At 72.6% G+C, this 25,363-nt stretch carries 16 protein-coding genes; 13 read left to right on the top strand and 3 right to left on the bottom strand.

The window, feature by feature from the left end:
* The first annotated feature begins 17 nt into the window (after positions 1-17).
* A complete protein-coding gene (locus ACWGJ2_RS27425; protein WP_453348916.1) occupies positions 18-905 on the top strand; it encodes a LysR family transcriptional regulator in 888 nt (295 codons plus the stop codon).
* Positions 906-1,631: 726 nt separating this feature from the next.
* Here the strand turns inward: ACWGJ2_RS27425 and ACWGJ2_RS27420 are convergent.
* On the bottom strand, positions 1,632-1,937 hold the full coding sequence (locus tag ACWGJ2_RS27420; protein WP_453348915.1) for a WhiB family transcriptional regulator: 306 nt from the start codon (positions 1,935-1,937) through the stop codon (positions 1,632-1,634).
* Positions 1,938-2,302: 365 nt separating this feature from the next.
* On the opposite strand from ACWGJ2_RS27420, the gene ACWGJ2_RS27415 reads away from it, so the two are divergent.
* The 4 genes from ACWGJ2_RS27415 to ACWGJ2_RS27400 all read left to right on the top strand — a co-directional run bounded on the left by ACWGJ2_RS27415 (position 2,303) and on the right by ACWGJ2_RS27400 (position 6,655).
* Positions 2,303-2,914, top strand: a complete 612-nt coding sequence (locus ACWGJ2_RS27415; protein WP_003948568.1) for a response regulator transcription factor — start codon at positions 2,303-2,305, stop codon at positions 2,912-2,914.
* A 265-nt stretch (positions 2,915-3,179) separates the two neighbouring features.
* The gene (locus tag ACWGJ2_RS27410; RefSeq protein ID WP_453348914.1) at positions 3,180-3,764 is read left to right on the top strand and encodes a sigma-70 family RNA polymerase sigma factor; all 585 of its coding nucleotides are present in this window, start codon (positions 3,180-3,182) and stop codon (positions 3,762-3,764) included.
* Positions 3,765-3,913: 149 nt separating this feature from the next.
* Entirely contained in the window at positions 3,914-5,416 is a 1,503-nt protein-coding gene (guaB, locus tag ACWGJ2_RS27405) for an IMP dehydrogenase (RefSeq protein WP_453348913.1), read from the top strand.
* A gap of 129 nt (positions 5,417-5,545) precedes the next feature.
* Positions 5,546-6,655, top strand: a complete 1,110-nt coding sequence (locus ACWGJ2_RS27400; protein ID WP_453348912.1) for a GuaB3 family IMP dehydrogenase-related protein — start codon at positions 5,546-5,548, stop codon at positions 6,653-6,655.
* Positions 6,656-6,742: 87 nt separating this feature from the next.
* Here ACWGJ2_RS27400 and ACWGJ2_RS27395 read toward each other — a convergent pair whose 3' ends face one another.
* Positions 6,743-8,005, bottom strand: a complete 1,263-nt coding sequence (locus ACWGJ2_RS27395; RefSeq protein ID WP_453348911.1) for a nucleotide sugar dehydrogenase — start codon at positions 8,003-8,005, stop codon at positions 6,743-6,745.
* A gap of 316 nt (positions 8,006-8,321) precedes the next feature.
* Between ACWGJ2_RS27395 and ACWGJ2_RS27390 the strand changes: the two genes are divergently transcribed.
* The 8 genes from ACWGJ2_RS27390 to ACWGJ2_RS27355 all read left to right on the top strand — a co-directional run bounded on the left by ACWGJ2_RS27390 (position 8,322) and on the right by ACWGJ2_RS27355 (position 23,996).
* On the top strand, positions 8,322-10,028 hold the full coding sequence (locus ACWGJ2_RS27390) for a glycerol-3-phosphate dehydrogenase/oxidase (protein WP_453348910.1): 1,707 nt from the start codon (positions 8,322-8,324) through the stop codon (positions 10,026-10,028).
* 240 nt (positions 10,029-10,268) lie between these two features.
* Positions 10,269-12,419, top strand: coding sequence for a protein kinase domain-containing protein (locus tag ACWGJ2_RS27385; RefSeq protein ID WP_453348909.1), 2,151 nt, complete (start codon positions 10,269-10,271; stop codon positions 12,417-12,419).
* A 400-nt stretch (positions 12,420-12,819) separates the two neighbouring features.
* Positions 12,820-16,512, top strand: a complete 3,693-nt coding sequence (locus tag ACWGJ2_RS27380; protein WP_453348908.1) for a hypothetical protein — start codon at positions 12,820-12,822, stop codon at positions 16,510-16,512.
* A 42-nt stretch (positions 16,513-16,554) separates the two neighbouring features.
* Positions 16,555-18,246 carry a serine/threonine-protein kinase gene (locus tag ACWGJ2_RS27375; RefSeq protein WP_453348907.1) on the top strand — a complete coding sequence of 564 codons (1,692 nt, stop codon included), beginning with the start codon at positions 16,555-16,557 and terminating at the stop codon, positions 18,244-18,246.
* Between the two features lie 59 nt (positions 18,247-18,305).
* Positions 18,306-18,440, top strand: a complete 135-nt coding sequence (locus ACWGJ2_RS27370) for a hypothetical protein (protein ID WP_453348906.1) — start codon at positions 18,306-18,308, stop codon at positions 18,438-18,440.
* Positions 18,437-20,254, top strand: coding sequence for a serine/threonine-protein kinase (locus tag ACWGJ2_RS27365; RefSeq protein WP_453348905.1), 1,818 nt, complete (start codon positions 18,437-18,439; stop codon positions 20,252-20,254). The genes ACWGJ2_RS27370 and ACWGJ2_RS27365 overlap by 4 nt, the downstream gene beginning before the upstream one ends.
* Before the next feature lie 121 nt (positions 20,255-20,375).
* The gene (locus ACWGJ2_RS27360) at positions 20,376-22,001 is read left to right on the top strand and encodes a succinic semialdehyde dehydrogenase (RefSeq protein ID WP_453348904.1); all 1,626 of its coding nucleotides are present in this window, start codon (positions 20,376-20,378) and stop codon (positions 21,999-22,001) included.
* A gap of 75 nt (positions 22,002-22,076) precedes the next feature.
* Entirely contained in the window at positions 22,077-23,996 is a 1,920-nt protein-coding gene (locus tag ACWGJ2_RS27355) for a GMC oxidoreductase (protein ID WP_453348903.1), read from the top strand.
* Positions 23,997-24,127: 131 nt separating this feature from the next.
* On the opposite strand, the gene ACWGJ2_RS27350 is transcribed toward ACWGJ2_RS27355, so the two are convergent.
* Positions 24,128-25,300, bottom strand: coding sequence for an LAETG motif-containing sortase-dependent surface protein (locus tag ACWGJ2_RS27350; RefSeq protein WP_453348902.1), 1,173 nt, complete (start codon positions 25,298-25,300; stop codon positions 24,128-24,130).
* Positions 25,301-25,363: the final 63 nt, after the last annotated feature.

Here is a 25,363-nt window from a genome sequence, read left to right as displayed (position 1 = left end):
CCGCTTATGCTCGAAGCATGATCGAGGCCCGCCATCTCCGCGTGCTCCGCGCGGTCGCCACCAGCGGCTCCTACTCCGCCGCCGCCCGCGAACTGGGCTGCACCCAGCCGGCCGTCAGCCAGCAGATGAAGGCACTGGAACAGTCGGCGGGGACCCCGCTGCTGGTGCGTACGGGGCGCGAGACGCGGCTCACCGAGGCGGGCGAGGCCCTGGTACGGCACGCAGCGGGCATCCTGGCCGGGCTGACGGCCGCCGAGGAGGAGGTCGCGGCCATCGCGGGCCTGCGCGCGGGGCGCGTGCGCCTGGTCTCCTTCCCCAGCGGCAGCTCGACGCTCGTACCGACCGCCGTCGCCGCCATGCGCACCGACCACCCCGGTACCCGGGTCTCGCTCGTGGAGGCCGAGCCGCCTCGGTCGGTCGAGATGCTGCGTGAAGGAGAGTGCGAGATCGCGCTGGCCTTCCGCTATGAGGCGTCGCCCGAGTGGGACGACCTCGTCGTACGTCCGCTGCTCACCGACCGGCTCGTCGGGCTGGTGCCCGAGGGGCACCCCTTCGCGGACGCCGACGAGGTGGGGATCGGCACGCTCGCCGAGGAACCGTGGATCGCGGGCTGCCCGCGCTGCCGCCGCCACCTCGTGGAGGTGTGCGAGGCGGCGGGCTTCACGCCGCGCATCGACTTCGCGACCGACGACTATCCGGCCGTCGTCGGGCTCGTCGGGGCGGGGCTGGGGGTGGCGGTGCTGCCGGAACTGGCGGTGGAGTCGGTACGTCCCAGGGGCACGCGCGCGGTCCGGGTCACCCCGGAGGTCCGCCGCGAGGTGGTCGCCCTGACCCTCCCCGACCTGGCCCAGGTCCCGGCGGTCGCGGCCATGCTTTGCCGACTGACGTCGGCGGCTTCACGGTAGACGGCGCTGCGCTGGGCGGTTCGCCTGTGTGGGTGCGCCCTGTGACGGGGGTGTTGCGCGGGACGGTTGGCCTGTGAGGTGGGTGCCGTAGGGTCCCGCGCTGATTTTTGTGCGGCTTCACGGGGTGGGCCGTCTTTCGGGTGCGGCTGCGTGGGTGGGCGCGGTGTGTGGTTGCGGTGCGGTGCGGCTGGCGCCGCGTGGTTGTTGGCTTGTGCCGGTGGTCGTGTGGGGTTGGTGTGTGGTGGGGGTCGGTGCCGTGGTGGGGTGTCTCCTCGGGCGGCGACAAGTGCGGGTCTCGTTGTCGGGTTTCCTCCGGCACTCGTCGCCACCACTTGCGGGGACACCCCACCACGTCCCCTCCCGCCCGGTGGCCAACTATCGGCCGGTGACCGCTTCGGTTGTTCCCATGCTGTGGACCGGTGCCGTGTCGGAGGGGCTCCGCCCCTGTCGCGGGAAGCCGACGGCGGCGGCTCGCCATTGTTGTGGGCAGGCGTCCCGCTGGCGAGGGGGCACCGCCCAGCGGTAGCTGGGGGAGGGTGGGCACAACCCGTGCCACCGGGCCGCAGCACGCGAACGAAACCCCAAAGGGGCACCCACAGCAGGCGCACCCCTGCAAGAGCGGGCACCCCGTGAAGGTTTCACCCCGTACCCCGCGAAGGAGTGCGACCCGTGGAGGGGGAACCCTGCGTTTCAATCCGCGCCCCGCGAAGGGGGAACGTTTCTGCGTTAGTTGTCCGGGACGGCGACCAGGCGGGTGCGGGCGCGGCCCATCAGTTCTTCGCGTTCGTCCTCGGTGAGCCCGCCCCAGACCCCGTAGGGCTCGCGTACGGCCAAGGCGTGCGCCGCGCACTCAGAGCGTACGGGGCAGCGCATGCACACCTCTTTCGCCGATGTCTCGCGCGCGCTGCGGGCCGCGCCGCGCTCCCCTTCCGGGTGGAAGAAGAGGGAGCTGTCGACCCCGCGGCAGGCGGCGAGCAACTGCCAGTCCCACAGGTCGGCGTTAGGGCCCGGAAGGCGGGAGAAGTCTGCCATTGCGTGTCCTCTCGGAAGCGTGCTGAGGCTCGCAGGTCACTGGTGCGAAAATATGACTCATTGCGAATCTAACGATAGATGCCTCGAAACGGAAGGAAGGATCACCAAATGGGGCAAAAAGGGATAGTTGCCAGTTGTTGCGACGGGACCCTGCGATGCGGCTGATCTGTGTCTGCGCAATCACGTAGAGTGTCGAAGGCGACCGCTGAAAGCCGTAACTCTTTTGGGTGACCGTCGTTGAGAGGTCTGAAGCGGTTGGCGGAAGTCAGCTCGGGCACTGATGTCCGAGGCTGTCAATCGCACAGGTGACGATTCGTAACAGCCTGGAGGCTCAAGGTGATGCGCATCAGCTGCGGAGGGCGGTCATGACTTCCGTCCTCGTATGCGACGACTCCCCGCTTGCCCGAGAAGCGCTCCGCCGCGCGGTCGCGACCGTGCCCGGTGTGGAGCGTGTGACGACGGCGGCCAACGGCGAGGAAGTTCTCCGCCGCTGGGGCGCCGATCGTTCAGACCTGATCCTGATGGATGTGAGGATGCCCGGCCTGGGCGGGGTCGAGACCGTGCGGCGGCTGCTGTCGGCCGACCCCGGTGCCCGCATCATCATGCTCACCGTCGCCGAGGATCTCGACGGGGTCGCGCTGGCGGTCGCCGCGGGTGCCCGCGGCTATCTCCACAAGGACGCCTCGCGCGCCGAACTGCGGGCCACCGTCACCCAGGCGCTGGCCGATCCGACCTGGCGCCTCGCCCCACGGCGGCTGCGCTCGGCGGAGATGGGCGCGGCGCCCACGCTCACGGCCCGTGAGATCCAGGTCCTGGAGGGCATGAGTCACGGGCGTTCCAATGCCGAGATCGGCCGGGAGCTGTTCCTCTCCGAGGACACGGTGAAGACCCACGCGAGGCGGCTCTTCAAGAAGCTCGGCGCCTCGGACCGGGCTCATGCGGTGGCCCTCGGCTTCCGCTGGGGACTCGTTCGATAACTCACGTTCACACGGTGCCCGCCCGCCCCCGACCGGGCCTTCTCTCTCCGGGAAGGGGTCGTCAGGGGAGGGGCGGGGCGGCCGGGGCGGCACGGTTACTCCGCGCGTGCCGCATGCTTGGAGTATGGAGTTCCTCGGGGACCAGCCGGTCATGCGTGAGGGGAGGGCGCGGGACATGAGGGCCAGTGCGCCAGCTCATAACGCTTCGGTGCACAACTACGGACGCGGTGCGGCGGATCGTAAGCCGTCGGTGCACCATGGACCGATGCGGGACGACGGGCACGATGAGAACGCCGCCGTGAGCGCCCTCGTCCAGCGCGCGGCCGAGGGTGACGAACAGGCCACCCACGATCTGCTCGCCCGCGTACATCCACTGGCGCTGCGCTATTGCCGCACCCGCCTCACACGACTTCCCGGTGACGCTCGCCACTTCGTGGACGACCTCGCGCAAGAGGTCTGCATCGCCGTTCTCTGCGCGCTTCCGCGCTACCGCGACACGGGCAAGCCCTTCGAGGCGTTCGTCGTCGCCATCGCCCAGCACAAGGTCGCCGATCTCCAGCGCGCCGCCATGCGCGGCCCCGGCAGCACCGCCGTGCCCTCCGACGAGATGCCGGAGCAGCCCGACGACTCGCTGGGGCCCGAGGAGCGCGCCGTGCTCAGCAGCGACGCCGAGTGGGCCAAGAAGCTGCTGTCCAACCTGCCCGAGCACCAGCGGGAGCTGGTGCTGCTGCGCGTCGCCGTCGGCCTGACCGCCGAGGAGACGGGGCAGATGCTCGGAATGTCCCCGGGGGCCGTGCGCGTTGCCCAGCACAGGGCGCTCAGCAGGCTGCGGGCGCTGGCGGAGCAGTAACCCGTACCCCGGACGGAGCGCGCGGTGCCACACGGGGCGTACGGACCGTACGGCCGACGGCGTCCGCGCTGTGGCCGAAGACGCACGCGAGCAGTCCTTCCGTGCCGTTAGCATGGACGTCCCGCCGTGGCAAGCATTGGAAAGGTGTCATGACAGAAAACGTCGACGGAGTGCCCGCCAAATTCGCCATGCTCGGGCTGACGTACGACGACGTGCTGCTGCTGCCAGGCGAGTCGGACATGGCACCGCAGGACATCGACACCGCGTCGTACATCTCCCGCAACGTCAAGGTGAACGTCCCGCTGCTCTCCGCGGCGATGGACAAGGTCACCGAGGCGCGCATGGCCATCGCGATGGCCCGGCAGGGCGGCGTCGGCGTCCTGCACCGCAACCTCTCGATAGAGGACCAGGCCACGCAGGTCGACCGGGTCAAGCGCTCGGAGTCCGGCATGGTCGCCGACCCCATCACCATCCGCCCCGACGCCACGCTCCGCGAGGCCGACGAGCTGTGCGGCCGGTTCCGCATCAGCGGCGTGCCGGTCACGGACCCGGCCGGGAAGCTGCTCGGCATCGTCACCAACCGCGACATGGCCTTCGAGCTGGACCGCGGCCGTCAGGTGCGCGAGGTCATGACGCCGATGCCGCTGGTCACGGGCCGGGTCGGGATCTCGCGCGACGAGGCCATGGAGCTGCTGCGGCGCCACAAGATCGAGAAGCTGCCGCTGGTCGACGACGCGGGCGTGATCAAGGGCCTCATCACCGTCAAGGACTTCGTCAAGGCCGAGCAGTACCCGAACGCGGCCAAGGACGGCGAGGGCCGTCTCGTCGTCGGCGCGGCCGTCGGTGTCGCGGGTGACGCGTACGAGCGGGCGCAGGCGCTGGTCGAGGCCGGTGTCGACTTCATCGTCGTGGACACCGCGCACGGCCACTCCCGGCTCGTCGGCGACATGGTCGCCAAGATCAAGTCGAACACCTCCGTCGACGTCATCGGCGGCAACATCGCCACCCGTGACGGCGCCAAGGCACTGATCGACTCCGGTGCCGACGGCGTCAAGGTCGGCGTGGGCCCCGGCTCCATCTGCACCACGCGCGTCGTCGCGGGCATCGGCGTCCCGCAGGTCACCGCGATCTACGAGGCTGCGGAGGCCGCCAAGGCGGCGGGCGTCCCCGTCATCGGCGACGGCGGCCTCCAGTACAGCGGCGACATCGCCAAGGCGATCGTCGCGGGCGCCGACACGGTGATGCTCGGCAGCCTCCTCGCGGGCTGCGAGGAGTCGCCGGGTGAGCTGCTGTTCATCAACGGCAAGCAGTTCAAGTCGTACCGCGGCATGGGCTCGCTGGGCGCGATGCAGACCCGCGGCGACGACAGGTCGTACTCCAAGGACCGCTACTTCCAGGAGCAGGTCAGCGGCGACGACAAGCTCATCCCCGAGGGCGTCGAGGGCCAGGTGCCCTACCGCGGCCCGCTCTCGGCCGTCGTCCATCAGCTCGTCGGCGGGCTGAAGCAGTCGATGTTCTACGTCGGCGGCCGGACCGTCCCGGAGATGAAGGAGCGCGGCCGTTTCGTACGGATCACCGCGGCGGGCCTCAAGGAGAGCCACCCGCACGACATCCAGATGACGACCGAGGCGCCGAACTACTCGCGCCGCTGAGGCGGCGGCGCCGAAGCGGAGCCTCCATGAGCCCGTGGTCCTCCTCGCGGGGGCCGCGGGCTCAGGCATGCGGGGTGGGTCGGCGATACTGGAACGGCACACCACAGTGAAGGGCGAAGGGCTAGACACGTGACTGAGATCGAGATCGGGCGCGGCAAGCGCGGACGGCGGGCGTACGCCTTCGACGACATCGCCGTGGTGCCCAGTCGGCGCACCCGCGACCCGAAGGAGGTCTCGATCGCCTGGCAGATCGACGCCTACCGCTTCGACCTGCCGTTCCTCGCGGCGCCCATGGACTCGGTCGTCTCGCCGCGCACGGCGATCCGCATCGGCCAGCTCGGCGGCCTCGGTGTACTGAACCTGGAAGGCCTCTGGACGCGGTACGAGGACCCGGAGCCGCTGCTCCAGGAGATCGCCGCGCTGGACGACGCCGCCGCGACGCGCCGCATGCAGGAGATCTACGCCGAGCCGATCAAGGAAGAGCTGATCGGCCAGCGGATCAAGGAGGTCCGCGACTCGGGCGTCGTGACCGCCGCCGCGCTCTCGCCGCAGCGCACCGCGCAGTTCTCCAAGGCCGTCGTGGACGCGGGCGTCGACCTGTTCGTCATCCGTGGCACCACGGTCTCCGCCGAGCACGTGTCGGGTGCGGCCGAGCCGCTGAACCTGAAGCAGTTCATCTACGAGCTGGACGTGCCCGTCATCGTCGGCGGCTGTGCCACGTACACCGCTGCGCTCCACCTGATGCGGACCGGTGCGGCCGGTGTGCTGGTGGGCTTCGGCGGCGGCGCCGCGCACACCACCCGGAACGTGCTCGGCATCCAGGTGCCCATGGCGACGGCCGTCGCGGATGTGGCCGCGGCGCGCCGCGACTACATGGACGAGTCCGGTGGCCGGTACGTGCACGTCATCGCCGACGGCGGTGTCGGCTGGTCCGGAGACCTGCCGAAGGCCATCGCCTGCGGCTCCGACGCGGTGATGATCGGCTCGCCGCTGGCCCGTGCGACGGATGCGCCCGGGCGCGGGCACCACTGGGGCATGGAGGCCGTGCACGAGGATGTGCCGCGCGGGAAGCGGATGGATCTCGGTGCGGTCGGCACGATCGAAGAGGTGCTGCTCGGGCCCTCGCACACGCCTGACGGGTCCATGAACTTCTTCGGGGCGCTGCGGCGCGCGATGGCGACGACGGGTTACAGCGACCTGAAGGAGTTCCAGCGCGTCGAGGTCACGGTCGCCCGCTGACCCCTTCGCGGGGTTGCACCCCGTGTGGGCTTCACCCCGCAGCCCGTGAGGGGGCGCAACCCGGTGAAGGGGCAACCCTGCGTTTCCTCAGAGGCGGTGCGCCGCGCCCGTTGGGGTGGCGCCGCGGGTGTCGAGGAGGAGTTGGGCCTTCGCGGCGAGGCCCTGGAGGTCGTACGTCCTGTGGTGCTGCAACAGCACCGTGAGGTCAGCGGCGCCGGCCGCCTCGTAGAGGGAGTCGGCGCGGGGCACGGGCTGGCCCGACACGCGCCAGCGTGACACATAAGGGTCGTGGTAGCTGAGCTGCGCGCCCAGTTCCCTCAGCCGTGTGCCCACCTCGCGCGCGGGCGCCCCCTCCTGGTCGGCGAGGTCGGGCTTGTAGGTGACGCCCAGGAGCAGGACGCGGGCGCCGCGCGCGGACTTGCCGTGCTCGTTGAGGAGGGCCGCGGCGCGCTGTGACACGTAGCGCGGCATCCGGGAGTTGATCTCCCGCGCGACCTCGGTCATGCGCAGCGGGTAGCCCGGCGAACGGCCCCGGCTGGAGAGGTGGTTGGGGTCGACGGGGACGCCGTGGCCCCCCACGCCGGGCCCGGGGCGGAAGGCGTGGAAGCCGAAGGGCTTGGTCTCGGCGCAGCGGATGACGTCCCACAGGTCCACGCCGATGTCGTGGCAGAAGACGGCCATCTCGTTGACGAGGGCGATGTTGACGTGCCGGTAGTTGGTCTCCAGGAGCTTGGCCGTCTCCGCCTCGCGCGGGCCGCGGGCGCGCACGACCTTGTCGGTCAGCCGCCCGTAGAAGGCCACAGCGGCCTCAGTGCAGGCCGGGGTGAGGCCGCCGATGACCTTGGGGATGCCCGCGTAGCGGTGGCCGCGCCCGCCAGGGTCGACGCGGTCCGGCGAGTACGCGAGGTGGAAGTCGCGGCCCGCGCGCAGCCCCGAGCCCTCTTCGAGCAGGGGGCGGAGGATTTCCTCCGTGCTGCCCGGGTACACCGTCGATTCGAGGATCACCGTCGTACGCGGACGCAGGCGGGAGGCGAGGGTGTGGGCGGCGGCGCGCAGCGCTGTGAGGTCCAGCGCGCGGTCCGGGGCCAGGGGGGTGGGCGCGCAGATGAGGACCGTACGGGCGCGGCTCAGCACCGTCGGATCGGCGCTCGCCCGGAAGCCGCGGGAGAGCATGCGGCGGATCTCGGCCGCGGTGAGGGAGCCGTCGGCGGGCGGGCGGCCGGCGTTGAGTTCGGCGACGGTGTGCTCGTCCGGGTCGAAGCCGATTGTGCCGATGCCGGCGGCTGTGGCGGCCTGGCTCACCGGGAGACCCGATTGGCCCATTCCGATGACGGCGAGATCTGCGGGCATGGTGCGTGACGTCCTTCCCCTCGCTTCGCTGGGGTGCCCCAGCCTTGCTTCGCCGGGAGACCCCAGCGCTTCGCCGGGAAACCCCCGGCCTGACGGCGCCCCGAGCCCCGGGCCCCGGCTGCGCGGTGCCGGGGAGTGCCCCGGGTGGACGCGACGAGTTGTGCGCGGTGCCCTGTCAGGTTAAGGGCCAATATGACAGATATGCGGTATTACGCGCGTGGTGCTGTCGGCGCGCGGCCAAAGTCGTGCCGATGGGGGACCATCGGCAGGGAGCGCAGTGTCAGGTATCGGGCAGCACCACACGGGAGGCAGCGGTATGAGGACAGCGACACTGGGACCGGAGCAGCGTGCCGAGGCGCTGGCGAACATGGCGGAGCGCGAGCTGGACGTGCTGGTCGTGGGCGCCGGTGTCGTCGGAGCGGGGACGGTGCTCGACGCCGCCACCCGCGGCCTCTCGACGGGCATCGTCGAGGCCCGCGACTGGGCGTCGGGAACCAGCAGCCGCTCCAGCAAGCTGATCCACGGCGGGCTGCGCTATCTGGAGATGCTCGACTTCGCCCTCGTACGGGAGGCGCTCAAGGAGCGCGGCCTGCTGCTCCAGCGCATCGCCCCGCACCTGGTGAAGCCCGTGCCGTTCCTGTATCCCCTCCAGCACAAGGGCTGGGAGCGGCTGTACGCGGGCACGGGCGTGGCCATGTACGACGCCATGTCCGTCTCCTCGGGGCACGGCCGGGGGCTGCCCACGCACCGTCACCTGTCCCGTAAGCACGCGATGCGGGTGGCGCCCTGTCTGAAGAAGGACGCGCTGGTGGGCGCGCTCCAGTACTACGACGCGCAGATGGACGACGCGCGCTATGTGACGAACCTCGTGCGCACGGCCGCCGCCTATGGCGCGCACGCCGCCAACCGGGCGCGGGTGATCGGCTTCCTGCGCGAGGGCGAGCGGGTCGTCGGGGCCCGGGTGCAGGACCTGGAGCAGGGCGGCGAGTTCGAGGTGCGGGCGAAGCAGGTCGTCAATGCGACGGGCGTGTGGACGGACGACACCCAGGGGCTGATCGCGGAGCGCGGCCAGTTCCATGTGCGCGCGTCCAAGGGCATCCACCTCGTCGTCCCCAAGGACCGGATCAACTCCACGACGGGGCTCATCCTCCGTACGGAGAAGAGTGTGCTGTTCGTGATCCCGTGGGGCCGCCACTGGATCGTCGGCACCACGGACACCGACTGGGACCTGGACAAGGCGCATCCGGCGGCCTCCAGCGCCGACATCGACTACCTGCTGGAGCACGTCAACTCGGTGCTCGCCGTGCCGCTGACGCGCGACGACGTGCAGGGCGTCTACGCGGGCCTGCGCCCGCTGCTGGCGGGTGAGTCGGAGGCGACGAGCAAGCTCTCGCGCGAGCACACCGTGGCGCACCCGGTGCCGGGCATGGTCGTCATCGCGGGCGGCAAGTACACGACGTACCGGGTGATGGCCAAGGACGCGGTGGACGAGGCCGTGCACGGGCTGGACCAGCGGGTGGCCGAATGCGTCACCGAGGACGTGCCGCTCGTGGGCGCCGAGGGCTACCACGCGCTGTGGAACGCGCGGGCCCGCATCGCCCAGCGCACGGGGCTGCACGAGGCGCGCGTGGAGCATCTGCTCAACCGCTACGGCACGTTGGCCGACGAGGTGCTCGAACTGATCGCCGCCGACGCGAAGCTGGGCGAGCCGCTGCCCGCCGCCGACGACTATCTGAAGGCCGAGATCGTCTACGCCTGCACGCACGAGGGCGCGCGCCATCTGGACGACGTGCTGACGCGGCGCACCCGCATCTCCATCGAGACCTTCGACCGCGGCACCCTCAGCGCGCGGGAGTGCGCCGAGCTGATGGCGCCCGTGCTGGGCTGGGAGCCGGACCAGATCGACAGGGAGGTCGCGCACTACGAGAAGCGGGTAGAGGCGGAGCGCGAGTCGCAGCTCCAGCCCGACGACCAGACCGCCGACGCGGCCCGCCTGGGAGCCGAGGACATCGTGCCGCTGTGACGGGTCTCGTGACGTGACCGGGGGTCGTCGAGGGGCCGCCCGGGGGCCGTCCGGCGTTCGCTCGGGCGGCCCCTGTGAGGTCTTTCACCCCTGTGGGCTGGGCAGTTCGGGGACGGCAGTGACTCGTGAGAAGGCTGTGCGGCAGGTGTGGAGCCCCCGTACACGTCTTGTCAGAAGGATGGTCCACAATGAAGGCTCTGCTGGGGGTGGGCTCATCGCAGAGGGGACACAAGGGGATTCATGGGCAGCGAGGACACGGGACGGCTGGTAGGAGGTCGCTATCGGCTCGGGGAGGTCCTCGGGCGCGGCGGCATGGGGACCGTGTGGCGGGGCAGGGACGAGATCCTGGGCCGCACGGTCGCGGTGAAAGAGCTGCGGTTCCCCTCCAGCGTCGACGAGGACGAGAAGCAGCGGCTCATCACCCGCACCCTGCGTGAGGCGAAGGCGATCGCCCGCATCCGCAGCGGCAGCGCCGTCACGGTCTTCGATGTCGTGGACGAGGACGACCGCCCCTGGATCGTCATGGAACTGGTCGAGGGCAGCTCCCTGGCCGATCACATCCGCCAGGACGGCCCGCTCACTCCGCAGCGCGCCGCCGAGGTGGGCCTCGCGATCCTGGACGTGCTGCGCGCCGCGCACCGCGAGGGCATCCTGCACCGTGACGTGAAGCCGTCCAACGTGCTGCTGGAGGACGGGACGGGCCGCGTGGTCCTGACGGACTTCGGCATCGCGAAGGTCGAGGGCGATCCCTCGGTCACCTCCACGGGCATGCTGGTCGGCGCGCCCTCGTACATCTCCCCGGAGCGCGCGCGGGGCAAGCCCCCGGGCCCGCCCGCCGATCTGTGGTCGCTGGGCGGCCTGCTGTACGCGGCGGTCGAGGGCCACCCGCCCTACGACAAGGGCTCGGCGATCTCCACGCTGACCGCCGTCATGACGGAGCCGGTGCCGCCGACGGAGCGGGCCGGTGAGCTGAGCGAGGCCATCTACGGCCTGCTGATCAAGGACCCGGCCAAGCGGCTCGACGTGGACGGTGCCCGCGTGCTGCTGGAGCCGGTGGCCTATGGCGCGAAGGGCGCGTCGGCCGTGGCCGAGCCTTCGGACGCCACCCGTACGACCGTCCTGCCGTCCCCGCCGGACGAGGACGGCCCGGCGGCGTCGGGGGAGGGGCGCGGCAAGGCCCCCTGGAGCGGCAAGGGTTCCGGCAAGGGAACCGGCAGGTCGGGCAAGGGCTCCTGGACGGGCAAGGCGGCGGCTGCCGGTGCCGCCGCGGGCGCCGCGGCGGCTTCCGCGACGAAGAAGAAGGCGGCAAAGCCCGCGTCGTCCGCCTCCGGTGCGGGCGCGGGCGCGGGTGCGGGTTCGGGTGCGGGCACCGGCAAGGGGGGTGCGGGGGCGAAGTCCCCGGCGTCCGCGAAGGGTTCGGGTGCCGCCGGGGCCGGTGCTGCCGGTGGTGCCGGTGGGCGGTTCGCCCCGGGGCGTGGGCGTCAGCTTCCCGAGGAGGCTCCGGCGGCCTCGTCGGCGTCGGCCTCCCGCGCGGGCGCGCGTACCGCCTCCGCCGCGGGCGCGGGTTCCGGTACGGGCGGGGGAGCGGGCGGCAGTACGTCCGCCGCGCTGGCGTCGCTCACGGAGCGCTTCTCGCGCCGCACCCTCCTGGTGGCCGCGGCGGCGGTCGTCGCCGTGCTGGTGCTGCTCGGCGCCGTGCTGGTGAACGCCTCGGGCGAAGAGGGCGGCGGCAGCGCCGGTCAGGAGACCGGCGCCTCGTCGGGAGCCGCGGCCGGCCAGAACGAGAAGACGGACGGCGGCAAGTCCGAGGACAAGGGCGCGGACGAGGACAAGAAGAAGGAGGACGGCGGCAAGTCCAGCCCCTCCACCTCCCCGGAGTCCTCCCCGTCGAAGGACGAGGACAAGGACGACGAGTCCGGGAAGCCCTCACTGCCCGACGGTTACGAGAACGTCGAGGACGATCAGTTCCACTTCAGCATGGCGATGCCGGGTGACATGGAGAAGGCGGGCATAGCGGGCCAGAACTCCGGCCGCAAGTACGCGACGGGAGGCAGCGGCCTCCCCAAGATCCAGGTCGACTACAACCCCAAGCCGACCTCCGACGCCGCCGCTGCCTGGCGCTCGCTGGAGGGCGCCGTCAAGGGCAACAGCCCCAGCTACCACCGCATCGGCATCGAGAAGGTGAGCTGGCGCGGCTATCCGACGGTCGCGGACTGGCAGTTCACGCGGACGGAGGGCGGCACGAAGGTGCGCGTCCTCAACCGCGGCTTCAAGGTCGACAGCACGCACGGTTACGCGATCATGGTCACCTGCAAGGCGTCGGGCTGGGACGAGAAGAAGTGCCGCGATCTGCGGGAGACGGCGTTCAAGACCTTCAAGGTGGCCGACTGAGGCGGCTTCACCGACGGGCCTGTTCCCTCCTCCGCTGTCCGGCCGCCCCGTACCACCCCGTACCACCCCGTACCCCTCCTGTACGGCCCCTGTACAGCCCTCGTACGGGCGCGTACCGACTCCGTACCGCCTCCGTACGCCCCTCCGCTCCGGTCGTGCTCCGGGGGCTGAGCCCTTGTGCTCCCGGGCTTACGCGCCCGTGCTCCCGGGGTTCCTCGCGGGTGCGTTGGGGTAACCGCCTTTGCGGGCAGGCTCACCGAACGGAGTCACGGCCGGAGTCACCGGTCTCGCGGCGCGAGACCGCATGGGCACGTATCGTGAAGAACCGCGGGCCGTATACGTCCGCAATGGCGCGGATGAGACAGGGATTTGACGGTCTCGCACGCTGTGGGGAGGCGTCGTGAACGACTACGCGGGTGACGCGGGGCGGCTGCTGGCCGATCGCTACCGCCTGCCCCGGCCCTCCTCCGACGAGTTCGAGCTGGCCGAGACCGTCGCCTACGACACCGCGAGCGGGCAGCGGGTCCTCGTGCGCCAGGTGCCGTTGCCGGAGGTCGTCGAGGGCGAGGTCGTCGAGGACGGCGATCCCGGCGGCTATGGCGCGGCGGCGGGCGGCAGGCCGGGCGGCGGTCCCGGGAGGGCCACCCGCAGCCCCGCGGACCCCACGGTCCGGCGCGCGGTCGAGGCGGCGCTGGCCGCCTCCCGTATCCCCGACCACCCCCGCCTGGACCAGGTCTTCGACGTCTTCGTCGAGGGCGACGGACTGTGGATCGTGAGCGAACTGGTGCCCGCGCGCCCGCTCTCCGCGCTCCTGGCCGACCGCCCGCTGAGCGCGCACCGGGCCGCGGAGATCGCGGCCGATCTGCTGGCCGCGCTGCGCACGGTGCACGGGCACGGCTGGACGCACCGCAACATCACAGCGCGCACCGTTCTCATCTGCGAGGACGGGCGGGCCCTCCTCTCGGGTCTCGCGGTGGGCGCGGCGCAGGAAGCGCTGTGCGGGTACGACCCGTTTCCGCCTGCTTCGGCATCGGCTTCGGGCGAGGGGCCGGGCGACGGCTCCGGTGACGCTGTTGGCTCCGGTGGCCCGGCAGGTGCGGGCGGCGCGAACGGTGTCACGGGGGCCGGTGCCGCAGCGCAGGTGCCCCCGGCGCTGCGGGGTCCTGTGCCGCCCGTCGAGGCCGCACGCCCTGTGCCTCCGGGAGGCCGCGTTCCGGGCGTGCCCGGGGTCGGGACGGCCGTGCCGCCGGGCGTCCCCGTGCCGCCGGGCGCGGCACGCGCGGCGCTCGCCGAGGCCCGCGACGAGGAGCGGGCCGGGGCACGGGGTCCGGGCCAGGACTCGGACCCGTACGGCACGGAGGCGCCCGGCGCCCCGTGGACCGGCGGTCGCGAGAGCCGCGATCCGGCGACGTGGACGGGCGAGGCACTGCCCGACGGCTTCCAGGCGCGGCAGGACGAGCGCGCGGCGTGCGGCGGATACGGGGAGTACGCGCCGTACAGGGACCACCCGGTGCGCCCGGGCGCCGACGGCGGTGCCGGTCAGTGGGACGACGGGCAGTCCTACGCCCACGACGACGGGTACGAGGACGGATACGAGAGCGGTTACGAGGGCGAGGAAGCGGAGGGGGAGCGGCGCGGCCGGGGCATCTTCGGCTTCGAGGGGCTGCCCCCCGATGAGCCCGATGAGCCCGACGAGCCCGACGGTGCATACGAGCCGGAGGCGGAGTGGGAGGAGGCGCCCGGAGGCCGGGGGCGGGGGCAGGCGGGCCCGCCGGAAACGGGAACCTCCGCGTCCGTACCGTCGCCACAGCCCCCACCCCCGCACGGCGCCGGGCACCCCGGCCAGGGCGGCGGACCGGTCCGGCACGGCTACGGGCACGGCGCTACGGAGAGCACGAGCGCGTCCCCCGCACACGTACGGGCCGCGCGGCGCGGTGCCATCGCGGCCTATCGCGCGGGCGCGCGCCGCGCGGTCGAGGCCCGCGAGAGCGACCGGCGCGCGGCGGACCGGCCCGGGGGTGGAGGAGGCGCCGGGGAGTGGTGGTCGACGGCTCCGGAGCGCGCGCTGCCGGACCGTACGCCGCCGTCGGGCCCGGCACCCGCGCCGGACGACGACGTCCGCTGGCTGCCGCCCGCGGGCGACGAGGTGAGTCCGACCTCGCTCCCCGGCGCACGCCACGGCACCAGCCGCCCCGTCCGCGCGACCTGGCGCACCGCCGACTCGCACAGCCCGGCACCCGAGCCGCACGCCGCACCGGACGCGGCCCCCGCCCATGCCCCCGCCCCCGCCCCGGGCCCCGCCCCCGTCGAGCCCGAGCCCGAGGACGACGCAAGCCGTCCGTGGGCCGACGAGGGCCGGTACCGGGGGCCCGCCACCGCGCTGGCCGCTGAGCGGGCACGTCAGGCGCGGATGACCGTGGTCGGCCCGGTCACCGAGCGCTGGGCGCCCGAGCAGGCCGGGCCCGTCTACGAGAACTGGCGGCTGGCTCCGCCCGTGGGCCCGGCGGCCGACCTGTGGGCTCTGGGCGTGCTGCTCTTCCGCGCGGTGCAGGGCCACGCGCCCTACCCCGAGGACAGTGCGGCCGAGCTGGCGCAGATGGTCTGCTCGGAGCCGCCCGCGTTCGCCGAGGACTGCGGGCCGCTGCGCCCCGTCGTCGAGTCGCTGATGCGCCAGGACCCCACCGAGCGCCCGGACTTCGAGGAGCTGCGCGGCTGGCTGCGCTCCCTGACCCGTTCGGCGCCCGAGCCCGACGTCGGACGGCGGACCCTGCTCGGTCCCCCGTCGCTGGACTCGGGCGCGTCCTCGAATCCGAGACGGCTGCCGATCGTGCGGCGGCGCGGCTGGCTGGTGCGCAGGCGCAAGGCCGACCGCCGCCTTTTAGGCGCCGCCGGTGCTGAGCGGCACCGGCACAAGAAGAGCCGCGAGAAGTCCGCTGAGCGGCGGGAGCAGCGGTCGCGGCGGGAGCGGCGGACCGGGAGCGGCACGCGCCGCGTCCACGAGATGCCCCCAGTACCCCCCGCGCGGGAGACCCCCTCGGCTTACGAGATGCCTCCCGCGCGGGTGCGGTCCACGGACCGCGACATGCCGCCGTCGCCCGATCGGGCGGCACGCGCGGAACACCAGAGCCACCATGTGCCCCCGGCCCGCGAGGACGCGCGCTCCCACGAGGCGACGCCCTTCCGCGAGCCGCCGCTGCGTGACCTGCCGCCGCCGCGCGAGGCGCCCGTCCACGACGCGCGGTCCTACGACGCACAGTCCTACGCGCCGCTCTACGAGGTACCCGTCGACGACGGCCCCGTCAGGCAGAGGCAGCGGCGGCCCAAGGAGAAGAAGCGCGCACGGCAGCCGCGTACGGGGAGCCCGCGCAGTCTGGGGCGGCTGCTCCTCGGGCTGGTGCTGTTCGCGCTGACGGCGGCGGTGCTGTTCGCGATGTGGTTCATGCCCAAGGGCGAGGGCGGCGGCGCCACCCAGCAGAGGGGCTCGGTGGAGGCGCCCGGCCAAGAAGAAGGGGACCAGGGCGACAAGGGCCAGGACGCGGACAAGGGCGAGAGCGAGGACAAGGGCGAGGACAAGGACAAGAACCCGCCCAACACCGAGGCACCGCAGACCACCGCGCCGTCCGCCGACCGCGTCCCCGAGGGCTACAAGCTGAGCAAGGACCCGGCGGGCTTCCAGATAGCGGTGCCTGAAAAGTGGGACCGGCGCTCCACGAACGGGCGTGGCCAGGTGCGCTACAACGGCGGACAGGTCGAGATGGTGATCGTCAACGGCCGGGACACGACGAAGAAGTACGGCAAGGACCCCTCGGCCTACCAGAGCGACGACGAGCCGGAGCTGGCCGCGTACCGCTCCTCCGACTGGGCGACGACGTCCGGGCTGCGCCGGATCGACGTCGGCGACACGGCCATGGCCGAGGGCACGTTCGGCTGGCGGGACAGCGGGCGGCAGGTGTACGCGCGCAACCGGGCGATGATCCTCGACGGGCGGTACCACGTGCTGCTCGTCATGGGCTCGGAGAACAAGAAGAAGGAGATCGACCGTACTTTCGAGGCCGTCGCCGACACCTACCGCGTGACGGCACGCTCCCGCTGATCCCGGGGCAAACGGGCCGTTCCGGCTGCCATGATGTGGGCCATGGGGGACACGAACGACGGTGACAGCCTCTTGCTCGCGGACCGCTACCGCGTGGGTGCGCGGCTGGGCCGGGGCGGCATGGGTACGGTCTGGCGCGCCGAGGACGAACTGCTGGGCAGATCGGTCGCGGTGAAGCAGATACACCTCGAAGAGGACGTATCGGCGGGCGCCGCGCGCGAGCTGCACCGCCGGACGCTGCGCGAGGCCCGTACCGTCGCGCAGGTCGGGCATCCCAGCATCCTCGTCGTGCACGACGTCGTGGAGCAGGACGGGCGCCCGTGGATCGTGATGGAGCTGGTGGAGGGGGAGTCGCTCGCCGACCGGATCGCGCGCGGCGGCCCCGTCACCGCGCACGAGGCGGCCCGGGTGGGCGTGGCGCTGACCCGCGCACTGCGCGCGGCACACGCGCGCGGCGTGCTGCACCGCGATCTCAAACCCGCCAACGTCCTGTTGGAGGAGGGCACGGGACGCGTCGTGCTGACGGACTTCGGCATTGCGCAAGTCGCCGGTATGACGACGATCAGCGAGACGGGGGCCTTCGTGGGGTCGCCCGAGTACACGGCGCCGGAGCGGATGACGGCCGATCGCACCGGGCCCGAGGCGGACCTGTGGTCGCTGGGCGTGCTGCTGTGCGCGGCCGTCGAGGGTGAGACGCCCTTCCACCGGGACTCGTTGGGCGGTGTGCTGCACGCCGTCACGCTGGACGAGATCCGCACGCCCGCGTCCGTCGAGCCGCTGCTGCCGCTGGTACGCGGGCTGCTGGAGCGGGATCCGGCGAGGCGGACGGGCCTGGACGAGGCGGAACGGCTGCTGTGCGCGTACGCGGAGACGGGGCGCATGGGGGAGGAGGGTGCCGAGCCGTCCTCGGCGGCCGAGGGGGTTTCCGGGCCCGTGCCCGCGGCTGAGCCCGCGCCCGCGCCCGCAATGGTGAGCGAGCCCCAGTCGGAGCCGGTGACCGGCGCGGTGCCCGAGCCCCACCCGCACCCGCACCCCGGCACGGCCCCCACCTCCGCTCCGCGCCCCGCGAAGGAGCGGGGCCGCGCCCGTACGTGGCTGCTCGTCTCCACCCTCGTCCTCACGCTCGTCGGCGGGGGCGTGGTGATCGGGGTCGCCGTCGCGGGCCGCGACGAGGGCGGCAGTACGACGGGCCAGGGGCAGGGCCAGGAGAAGACGCCGGACGACGGACGGGACGAGGGGGAAGCCGGAGGAGCCGGGTCCACGCCCACGTCCAAGCCCGGGCCCGCTCCCAGCGGCTACCGCACCGTCGACGATCCGGCGGGCTTCAAGGTCGCCGTCCCCAAGGGCTTCACGCGCTCGTACGAGCCGCCCCGCGTCTTCTACTACTCGCCCGGCAAGGAGTTCCGGCTCGGCGTCTACATCCAGGACCAGGAACCCGGTGGTCCGGTTTCCGCGATGAAGAAGGCGGACGAGGAGGGGCCACACCGGTACCCCGGCTACCGGGGAGGGGCGGTCAGGGAGGTGCGGAAGGACGGATTCCCGGGCGCGCTGTGGGAGTTCACCTGGAACGGCGAGTCGGCGGACGGCGGCCCCCGGCACACCTTCGACCAGAGCTGGGACGAGGCGGGGAAGATGTACGACCTGTGGGTTTCCGCACCGAGCGACCGCCAGGCCGACGCGAAGCGGCACTTCGACACCGCGCTGAAGACCTTCGTCCGCACGAAGCCGCACTGAGGTCACGGGTGAGCGATGCCGGTAGCAATCACGGCACTCTCCGCGATAATGATGGGGCCATGACGAACGACGGGGGAGCTGCCGACGAGTGGCACCTGGCCCTTGAAGCACCGGACGGCGACGCGAGTGCACGGGAGCAGTCGAAGCGGATGTTCGAGGACCTGGTCGCGTACTTCGACGTAAACCAACTGTGACGGACGACGACGCCCGCCTGGTAGCGGGCCGTTACGAGCTGCTGGAGCGGATCGCGGCAGGCGGCATGGGTGCCGTGTGGGCGGCGCGGGACGTGGAGACGGGGCGCGAGGTCGCGCTCAAGGAGATGCACGTGCCCGCGCATCTGGTGCTCGCCGCCGACCCGGATCCGGACCCGGGCTCGGGCATGGACGCGGACACCGGGGCCCGTTCGGCGGCCGTGGAGCGGATGCGGCGCGAGGCGCGGGCCGCAGGGCGCGTGGACCACCCGTCCGTGGTCACCATCCACGACGTGGTCGTGCACGGCCGCCGCCCCTGGATCGTCATGGAGCTGGTGCGCGGCGAGACCCTGGCCGACCTGCTGGACCGCGAGGGCGCGCTGCCCGAGCGCGAGGCGGCGCGGATCGCGCTGCCCGTGCTGGAGGGGCTGCGCGCGGCCCACGAACGCGGCGTGCTGCACAGGGACGTCAAGCCCGCCAACGTCCTCCTCGGCAGGGACGGGCGCGTGGTGCTCACGGACTTCGGCATCGCGCGCATCGAGGGGGAGACCTCGCTGACGGTCAGCGGCGAGTTCTTCGGGTCGCTGCGCTATTGCGCGCCGGAGCGGATGGGGGGCCGCCGTCCGGGTCCCGAGTCCGACCTGTGGTCGTTCGGGGTGCTGCTGTACGAGGCGGTCGAGGGCTGGTCGCCCTTCCGCAGGGAGACCATGGAGGCCACCGTCGCCGCCGTACTCTCCGGCGCCGCCGTGCCCCCTGCCGGCGCGGAGCGGCTCGGGCCCCTGGTCGGGTGCCTCCTGGCGCAGGATCCCGGCGAACGGCCGGACGCTGAGGCGGTGCTGACGGTGCTGCGGGAGGTCGCGGGGGAGGGGGAGGGCGCCGACGGCGACGACGCGGCGGACGTCCAGCCCGAACCGGACCCTCAGCCGGACCCTCAGCCGGACCCCCAGCCGGAGCCCGAACCGGACCCCCAGCCGGAGCCGGAGTTCATCGGCCCCGAACTCGACGTCTCCGCGCTCGCGGAACCCGAAGCAGACCCCGAACCGGAGCCCGCGCACTCCGACACCGCCACCACCGTGCGGGCCACCCCGGACAGCCCTCGTGAGCCAAAAGCGGAGGCGGAGGCGGAGGCGGAAGCGGAAGCGGCCCGTACGGCGCGCGTACCCCGTAAGCGGACCGTCGTGGCGGTGTCCGGCGTCGTGCTGGCAGCCGCGCTCGCGGGGTGGCTGGTACTGCGCGCGTTCGACGGGGGGACGGCACCGGGCGAGGGCCCGCCGCTCGCGGGCGGCTCCGCTTCCCCGGGCGCCGACCCCTCCGGCTCCGCCGCGCCGCCCGACTGGGGCAAGGACACCCGGACGTACGAGGAGGACCGGTTCGGCTACCGGATCGCGGTGCCCGACCACTTCGTACGCGAGCCGGGAGCGGACCGGATCGTCTACGAGGACCCCGACGACGACCAGGTCTGGGTCGAGGTCTACCGCGACCAGGACGGCCCCTCAGTGTCGCCCCGCGACTGGGCGGAACGGGAGATCGAGTGGCTGGCCAAGGGCGCGCCGGAGGACGGGCGGCGCACCGTGCGCACCCGCTCGGGGGTGCTCAGCGGCACGGAGCACGGGGGAGAGGAGGCCGCCCGGTACACGGTGCGGCTCCAGAGCCTGGACCGTGAGGGCGAGGCCAGCAAGCTGGTGGTGCAGCGGAACCTCGTCGTGCCGGACGGTGACGGCGGCATGTACCAGCTCAGGGTGTCCGTGCCGGACGCGGAGGACGCGGAGACGGACGGCAAGGGCCTCTTCGACGCGGCCGTGACCGGCTTCGGCTGACAAACCGGTCCGCGTCCGTCCGTCGGTCCACCCCGTCGCGCCAGCAATCACTGGCAGATTCCGTGAAAAGTGGTTACCGCTGGGTATGCGGGGGCTGGCTCGCGGTCGTAGTCTCTGGCGCATGACGGACACGCAGGAGGCGCGCGGCAGCGCCGACGCCGCACCCGGTAACCCTCTCGCCCCCGTACCCACCGGGGTGCGCACAGCCGCCGACGTGGTCACCCCCGACCTCGTGGCCCGCCTCGCGCGCGGTGTCACCGGCAGCGGCAAGACGGCCAACCACACCCCGTCGACCGGGGAGAAGCTGGCCGATCTGCCGGAGTCCACGCCGGAGGACGTCGCCGCCGCCTTCGCGCGGGCCCGCGAGGCACAGCACGCGTGGGCCGCGACGCCCCTGCGGCAGCGCGCCGCCGTGCTCCTGCGCTTCCACGACCTGGTGCTGAGCCGCCAGTCCGAGGTGCTCGACCTCATCCAGCTGGAGACGGGCAAGGCGCGCCTGCACGCGCACGAGGAGGTGCAGGCGGTCGCCGTCGCCGCGCGGCACTACGGGCGCAAGGCGTCCGCGTATCTGCGCCCGAAGCGGCACACCGGCGCGATACCCACCCTGACGAAGGTCACCGAGCTGCGGCAGCCGCGCGGCGTGATCGGCCAGATATCGCCGTGGAACTACCCCTTCGAGCTGTCCGTCGGGGACGCGCTGCCCGCGCTCGTGGCGGGCAACGCGCTCGTCACGAAGCCCGACACGGAGACGGCGCTGACCGCGCTGTGGGCCCGTGCGCTGCTGATCGAGGCCGGGCTGCCCGAGGACGTGTGGCAGATCGTGCTGGGCGAGGGCCCGGTCGTCGGCCCCGAGGTCATCGAGCGCGGCGACTACATATCCTTCACCGGCTCGACCCGCACGGGACGCGAGGTCGCGCAGCGCGCCGCCGCCAGGCTCGTGGGCTGCTCGCTGGAGCTGGGCGGCAAGAACGCCATGCTGGTGCTCGCCGACGCCGACCTGGACAAGGCCGCGGCCGGAGCCGTGCGCGGTGCCTTCTCCTCCGCGGGCCAGCTCTGCATCTCCATCGAGCGGCTCTACGTCCACGAGTCGGTGGCCGACGCCTTCCTGGAGCGGTTCGTCGCCCGTACGAAGGCGATGCGCCTGGGTTCCGCGCTCGCCTACGGCGCCGACATGGGCTCCCTCGTCTCGCAGCGGCAACTGGAGACCGTCTCGCGCCACGTCGACGAGGCCGTCGACAAGGGCGCCACGGTGCTCGCGGGCGGCAGGGCACGCCCCGACATCGGCCCGCTGTTCTACGAGCCGACCATCCTCGACGGGGTCGGCGCGCCGATGGCCGTGTGCGAGGAGGAGACGTTCGGGCCCGTCGTCTCGGTGTACCGCTTCTCCGACGAGGAGGAGGCGGTCTCGCTGGCCAACGCGACGCCGTACGGCCTCAACTCCAGTGTGTGGAGCCGCAACGGCCGCCGCGCCCGCGCCCTCGCGGCCCGGCTGCGCACCGGCACCGTCAACGTGAACGAGGGTTACGCCTCCGCCTACGGCAGCGCCCAGGCGCCCATGGGCGGCATGGGGGACTCGGGGATCGGCCGCAGGCACGGCTCCGAGGGCATCCTCAAGTACACCGAGCCGCAGACCGTGGCCCACCAGCGGGTGCTGCCCATGGCACCGTCCCTCGGCATGAACGACGAGAAGTACGCCGCCTTCATGAGCGTCTCGCTCAAGGCGCTCAAGGTGCTGCGCTTCCGCTGACCCGGAGGCGCGGCACATCACCACCCGCCCCCCCATATTGCCGACCTGAGCCGCACCGTTTTTCGGAGGTCCCCCGTGTCACAGGAGAAGTCTGCCCGTAAACAGGGTGATTCGCGTACTTCGTACGACTATGACGTCCTCGTCGTGGGGTCCGGGTTCGGCGGCTCGGTCTCGGCGCTGCGCCTCACGGAGAAGGGCTACCGCGTCGGCGTGCTGGAGGCCGGGCGGCGCTTCACGCGCGAGACGCTGCCCAAGAACTCCTGGGACATCAAGAACTACCTCTGGGCCCCGGCGCTCGGCCTCTACGGCATCCAGCGCATACACCTGCTCAGCAATGTCATGATCCTGGCAGGCGCAGGGGTGGGCGGCGGCTCCCTCAACTACGCCAACACCCTCTACGTGCCGCCGCCCCCGTTCTTCCAGGACCGCCAGTGGGGGCACATCACCGACTGGCAGGAGGAGCTGAAGCCCTTCTACGACCAGGCACAGCGCATGCTCGGTGCCCGCCTCAACCCGACGATGACGCCCTCCGACGTCCATCTGAAGGCGGCGGCCGAGAAGATGGGCGCGGGCGACACCTTCCACATGGCGCCCGTCGGGGTCTTCTTCGGCGACGGCGAGGACGCGCGGGGCGAGCGCGTGAAGTCCCCTGGCGGCGAGGTCCCCGATCCGTACTTCGGCGGCGCGGGCCCCTCGCGCAAGGGGTGCACCGAGTGCGGCGAGTGCATGACGGGCTGCCGCCACGGCGCGAAGAACACCCTCAACGAGAACTACCTCTACCTCGCCGAGAAGGCGGGCGCCGTCGTGCACCCGCTGACCACGGTCAGCGCGCTCCAGGAGATCGACGGCGGCGAGGGCTTCGCCGTCACCTGCGTCCGCACGGACAAGCGCAAGGCCGCGCCCCGCGTGCTGCGCTGCCGCAAGGTGGTGGTCGCGGCCGGTACGTACGGGACGCAGACACTCCTGCACCGGATGAAGGACAGCGGCGGCCTGCCCCGCATATCGGCGCGGCTCGGCGAGCTGACCCGCACCAACTCCGAGGCCCTGGTGGGCGCCCAGACCGTCGCGCGCCGCTACCGCAAGAAGTGGGGTCAGGACAGCGAGCTGGATTTCACCAAGGGCGTCGCGATCACCTCGTCCGTCCACCCCAATGACCACACCCACATCGAGCCGGTGCGCTACGGCAAGGGCTCCAACGCGATGAGCGCGCTGACCACCCTCCAGGTGCGCACGTCGAGCCGCCTCCCCAAGGGGCTGGCGCACGTGGGGACGTGTCTGCGCCACCCCGTGCTGTTCGCGCGCTCGCTCTCGGCGCGCCAGTGGTCGGAGCGCATCATCATCGGCCTCGTCATGCAGACGCACGACAACTCGCTGACCACGTACCGGAAGGACAAGGGCCTGGGCAAGGGCCTGCTCACCGCGCGCCAGGGGCACGGGGCGCCCAACCCGGTGCACATACCCGAGGGCGCGGAGGCGGCCAGGCACCTGGCCGACGAGATCAACGGCTTCGCTGGGACGAACGTCGGCGAGCTGATGAACACCCCGCTGACCGCGCACTTCCTGGGCGGCTGCCCGATCGGCGGGGACGCGGACAGCGGCGTCATCGACCCGTACCACCGGCTCTACGGGCACCCCGGCATCTCCGTCGTCGACGGCTCGGCCATCTCCGCGAACCTCGGCGTGAACCCGTCGCTGACGATCACGGCGCAGGCCGAGCGCGCCATGTCCCTGTGGCCCAACAAGGGCGACGAGGACGCGCGTCCGGCGCAGGGCGAGGCGTACGTACGGCTCGCGCCCGTCGCCCCGCGCCGACCGGCCGTGCCCGAGGACGCCTTCGGCGCACTGCGGCTGCCACTGCTGCCGGTGCCTAGCGTGCCCGCCTCGCGCCCGACGTCGGCCGACGACTCGGCCGCCGCCTTCGAGTCGGCCCCGGCCGCCGATCCCGAGTCGTCCTCAGCCTCGGCCTCGGCCTCGGCTCCGAGTCCGGCGGACTGACGGGACCGGACGCGACGGGTACGGGCGCGGCGGGCGCGGGCGTGGAAGCGGGCCGACGGCCGGCACGGGAACACGCGGCCGTCGGCCCGCTGGTCAGGAAGGGGCCGGGCAGACCGATCCGTTCCGCCCCGTCAGCGTCGCCCGGGGGTGACGCGACGGCGGGCGACGAGCACAGCGCCCGCTCCGGCCACCATCGCGGCGGCGCCGGTGAGCCCGATCGCGGGCAGCGTGTCCGAGGAGCCCGTCGAGGCCAGCTCTCCGGTGGAGCCGCCGCTGCCGCCGCCGGACCCGGACTTCGCGGGCGTGCTCGCGGGCTTCTTCGCGCCGCCCTGGGGCTTGGTCTCGGGCGACTCCTCGTCCGCGCCCTTGCCCGCCGCCACGATCTCGAACTCGTAGTATTCGCCCGCCGAGACGACGCAGTTGTCCTCCTCGTCGAGGTACGCGCCGACACTGATCGCGTAGCCGGTGCCCGCGGGCGCCTTCTTGTCGACGCTCAGCCGCAGCTCGACCTCTGTCTTCCCGTTCGCGGCCACGCGGGTGCTGCCTATGTGGCCCTCTTCCTCGTCGTCCGCGTCCGTGGAGATGTCCTTCCAGTCGCCGGTCTCCCGGTCCTTGTACTGGAGGGTGAGGTGCTCGCCTGTGCCCTCGTCGTCCGGCGCGTCCTCCGCGACGGCCGCGGCGAACAGACCGAACTCGACGGACTCGAAGTCCTTGTCGGAGTTGTTCGTGAGGCGGTACGTGAACGTGTGGAAGCCGCTGCCCGCGACGACCTTGGCCGGCAGCCCGTGCAGGGTGGTGGTGAGGTCGGCGTCCTCGGTCGCCTCGTCGTCCTCGTCCTCGCACAGGCCGCCGCCCGGCAGCTCGCCGGTGCCGCCTCCCGAGGTGCTGTTGCCGGGCTCCTGGCCGCCGGTCCCGGCGCTCGTGCCGCCGTTGTCACCGCCGCCCGTGCCCGTGGTCCCGGTGCTGGTGGATCCGGCGCTGGCGCCGCCCGTACCGCCGGTGTTCCCGGTGCCGCCGTTCGCGCCTGTTCCGGCCGTACCGGCCGAGCTGCCGCCCGCCGCGGCCGAACCCGCGGTCCCGGCCGAGCCCGTCGAACCGCCCGTTCCGGTCGATCCCGCCGAGCCGGTGGACCCCTCGGTGGCGGTCGAGCCGCCCGTTCCCGTGGAACCGGTGGACGTGGTGGAAGCGGCGGGGTCGCCGCTGCCGCCGCTGTCCGTGGCGGCGGCCGTGGGCGCGGCCATCAGCGCGGCGGGAACGATCGCGGCGGTCGCTGCCGCGGTCACCAGAGCACGGCGAATCCTCATGGGGCTGACCTCATCCGATCCGTAACGACGTGGCGAAGAGACGAAGAAGAGACGCAGCCGTCG

This window comes from Streptomyces sp. NPDC054796 (assembly GCF_053611545.1).
This window is presented reverse-complemented; position numbering and strand designations above follow the sequence as displayed.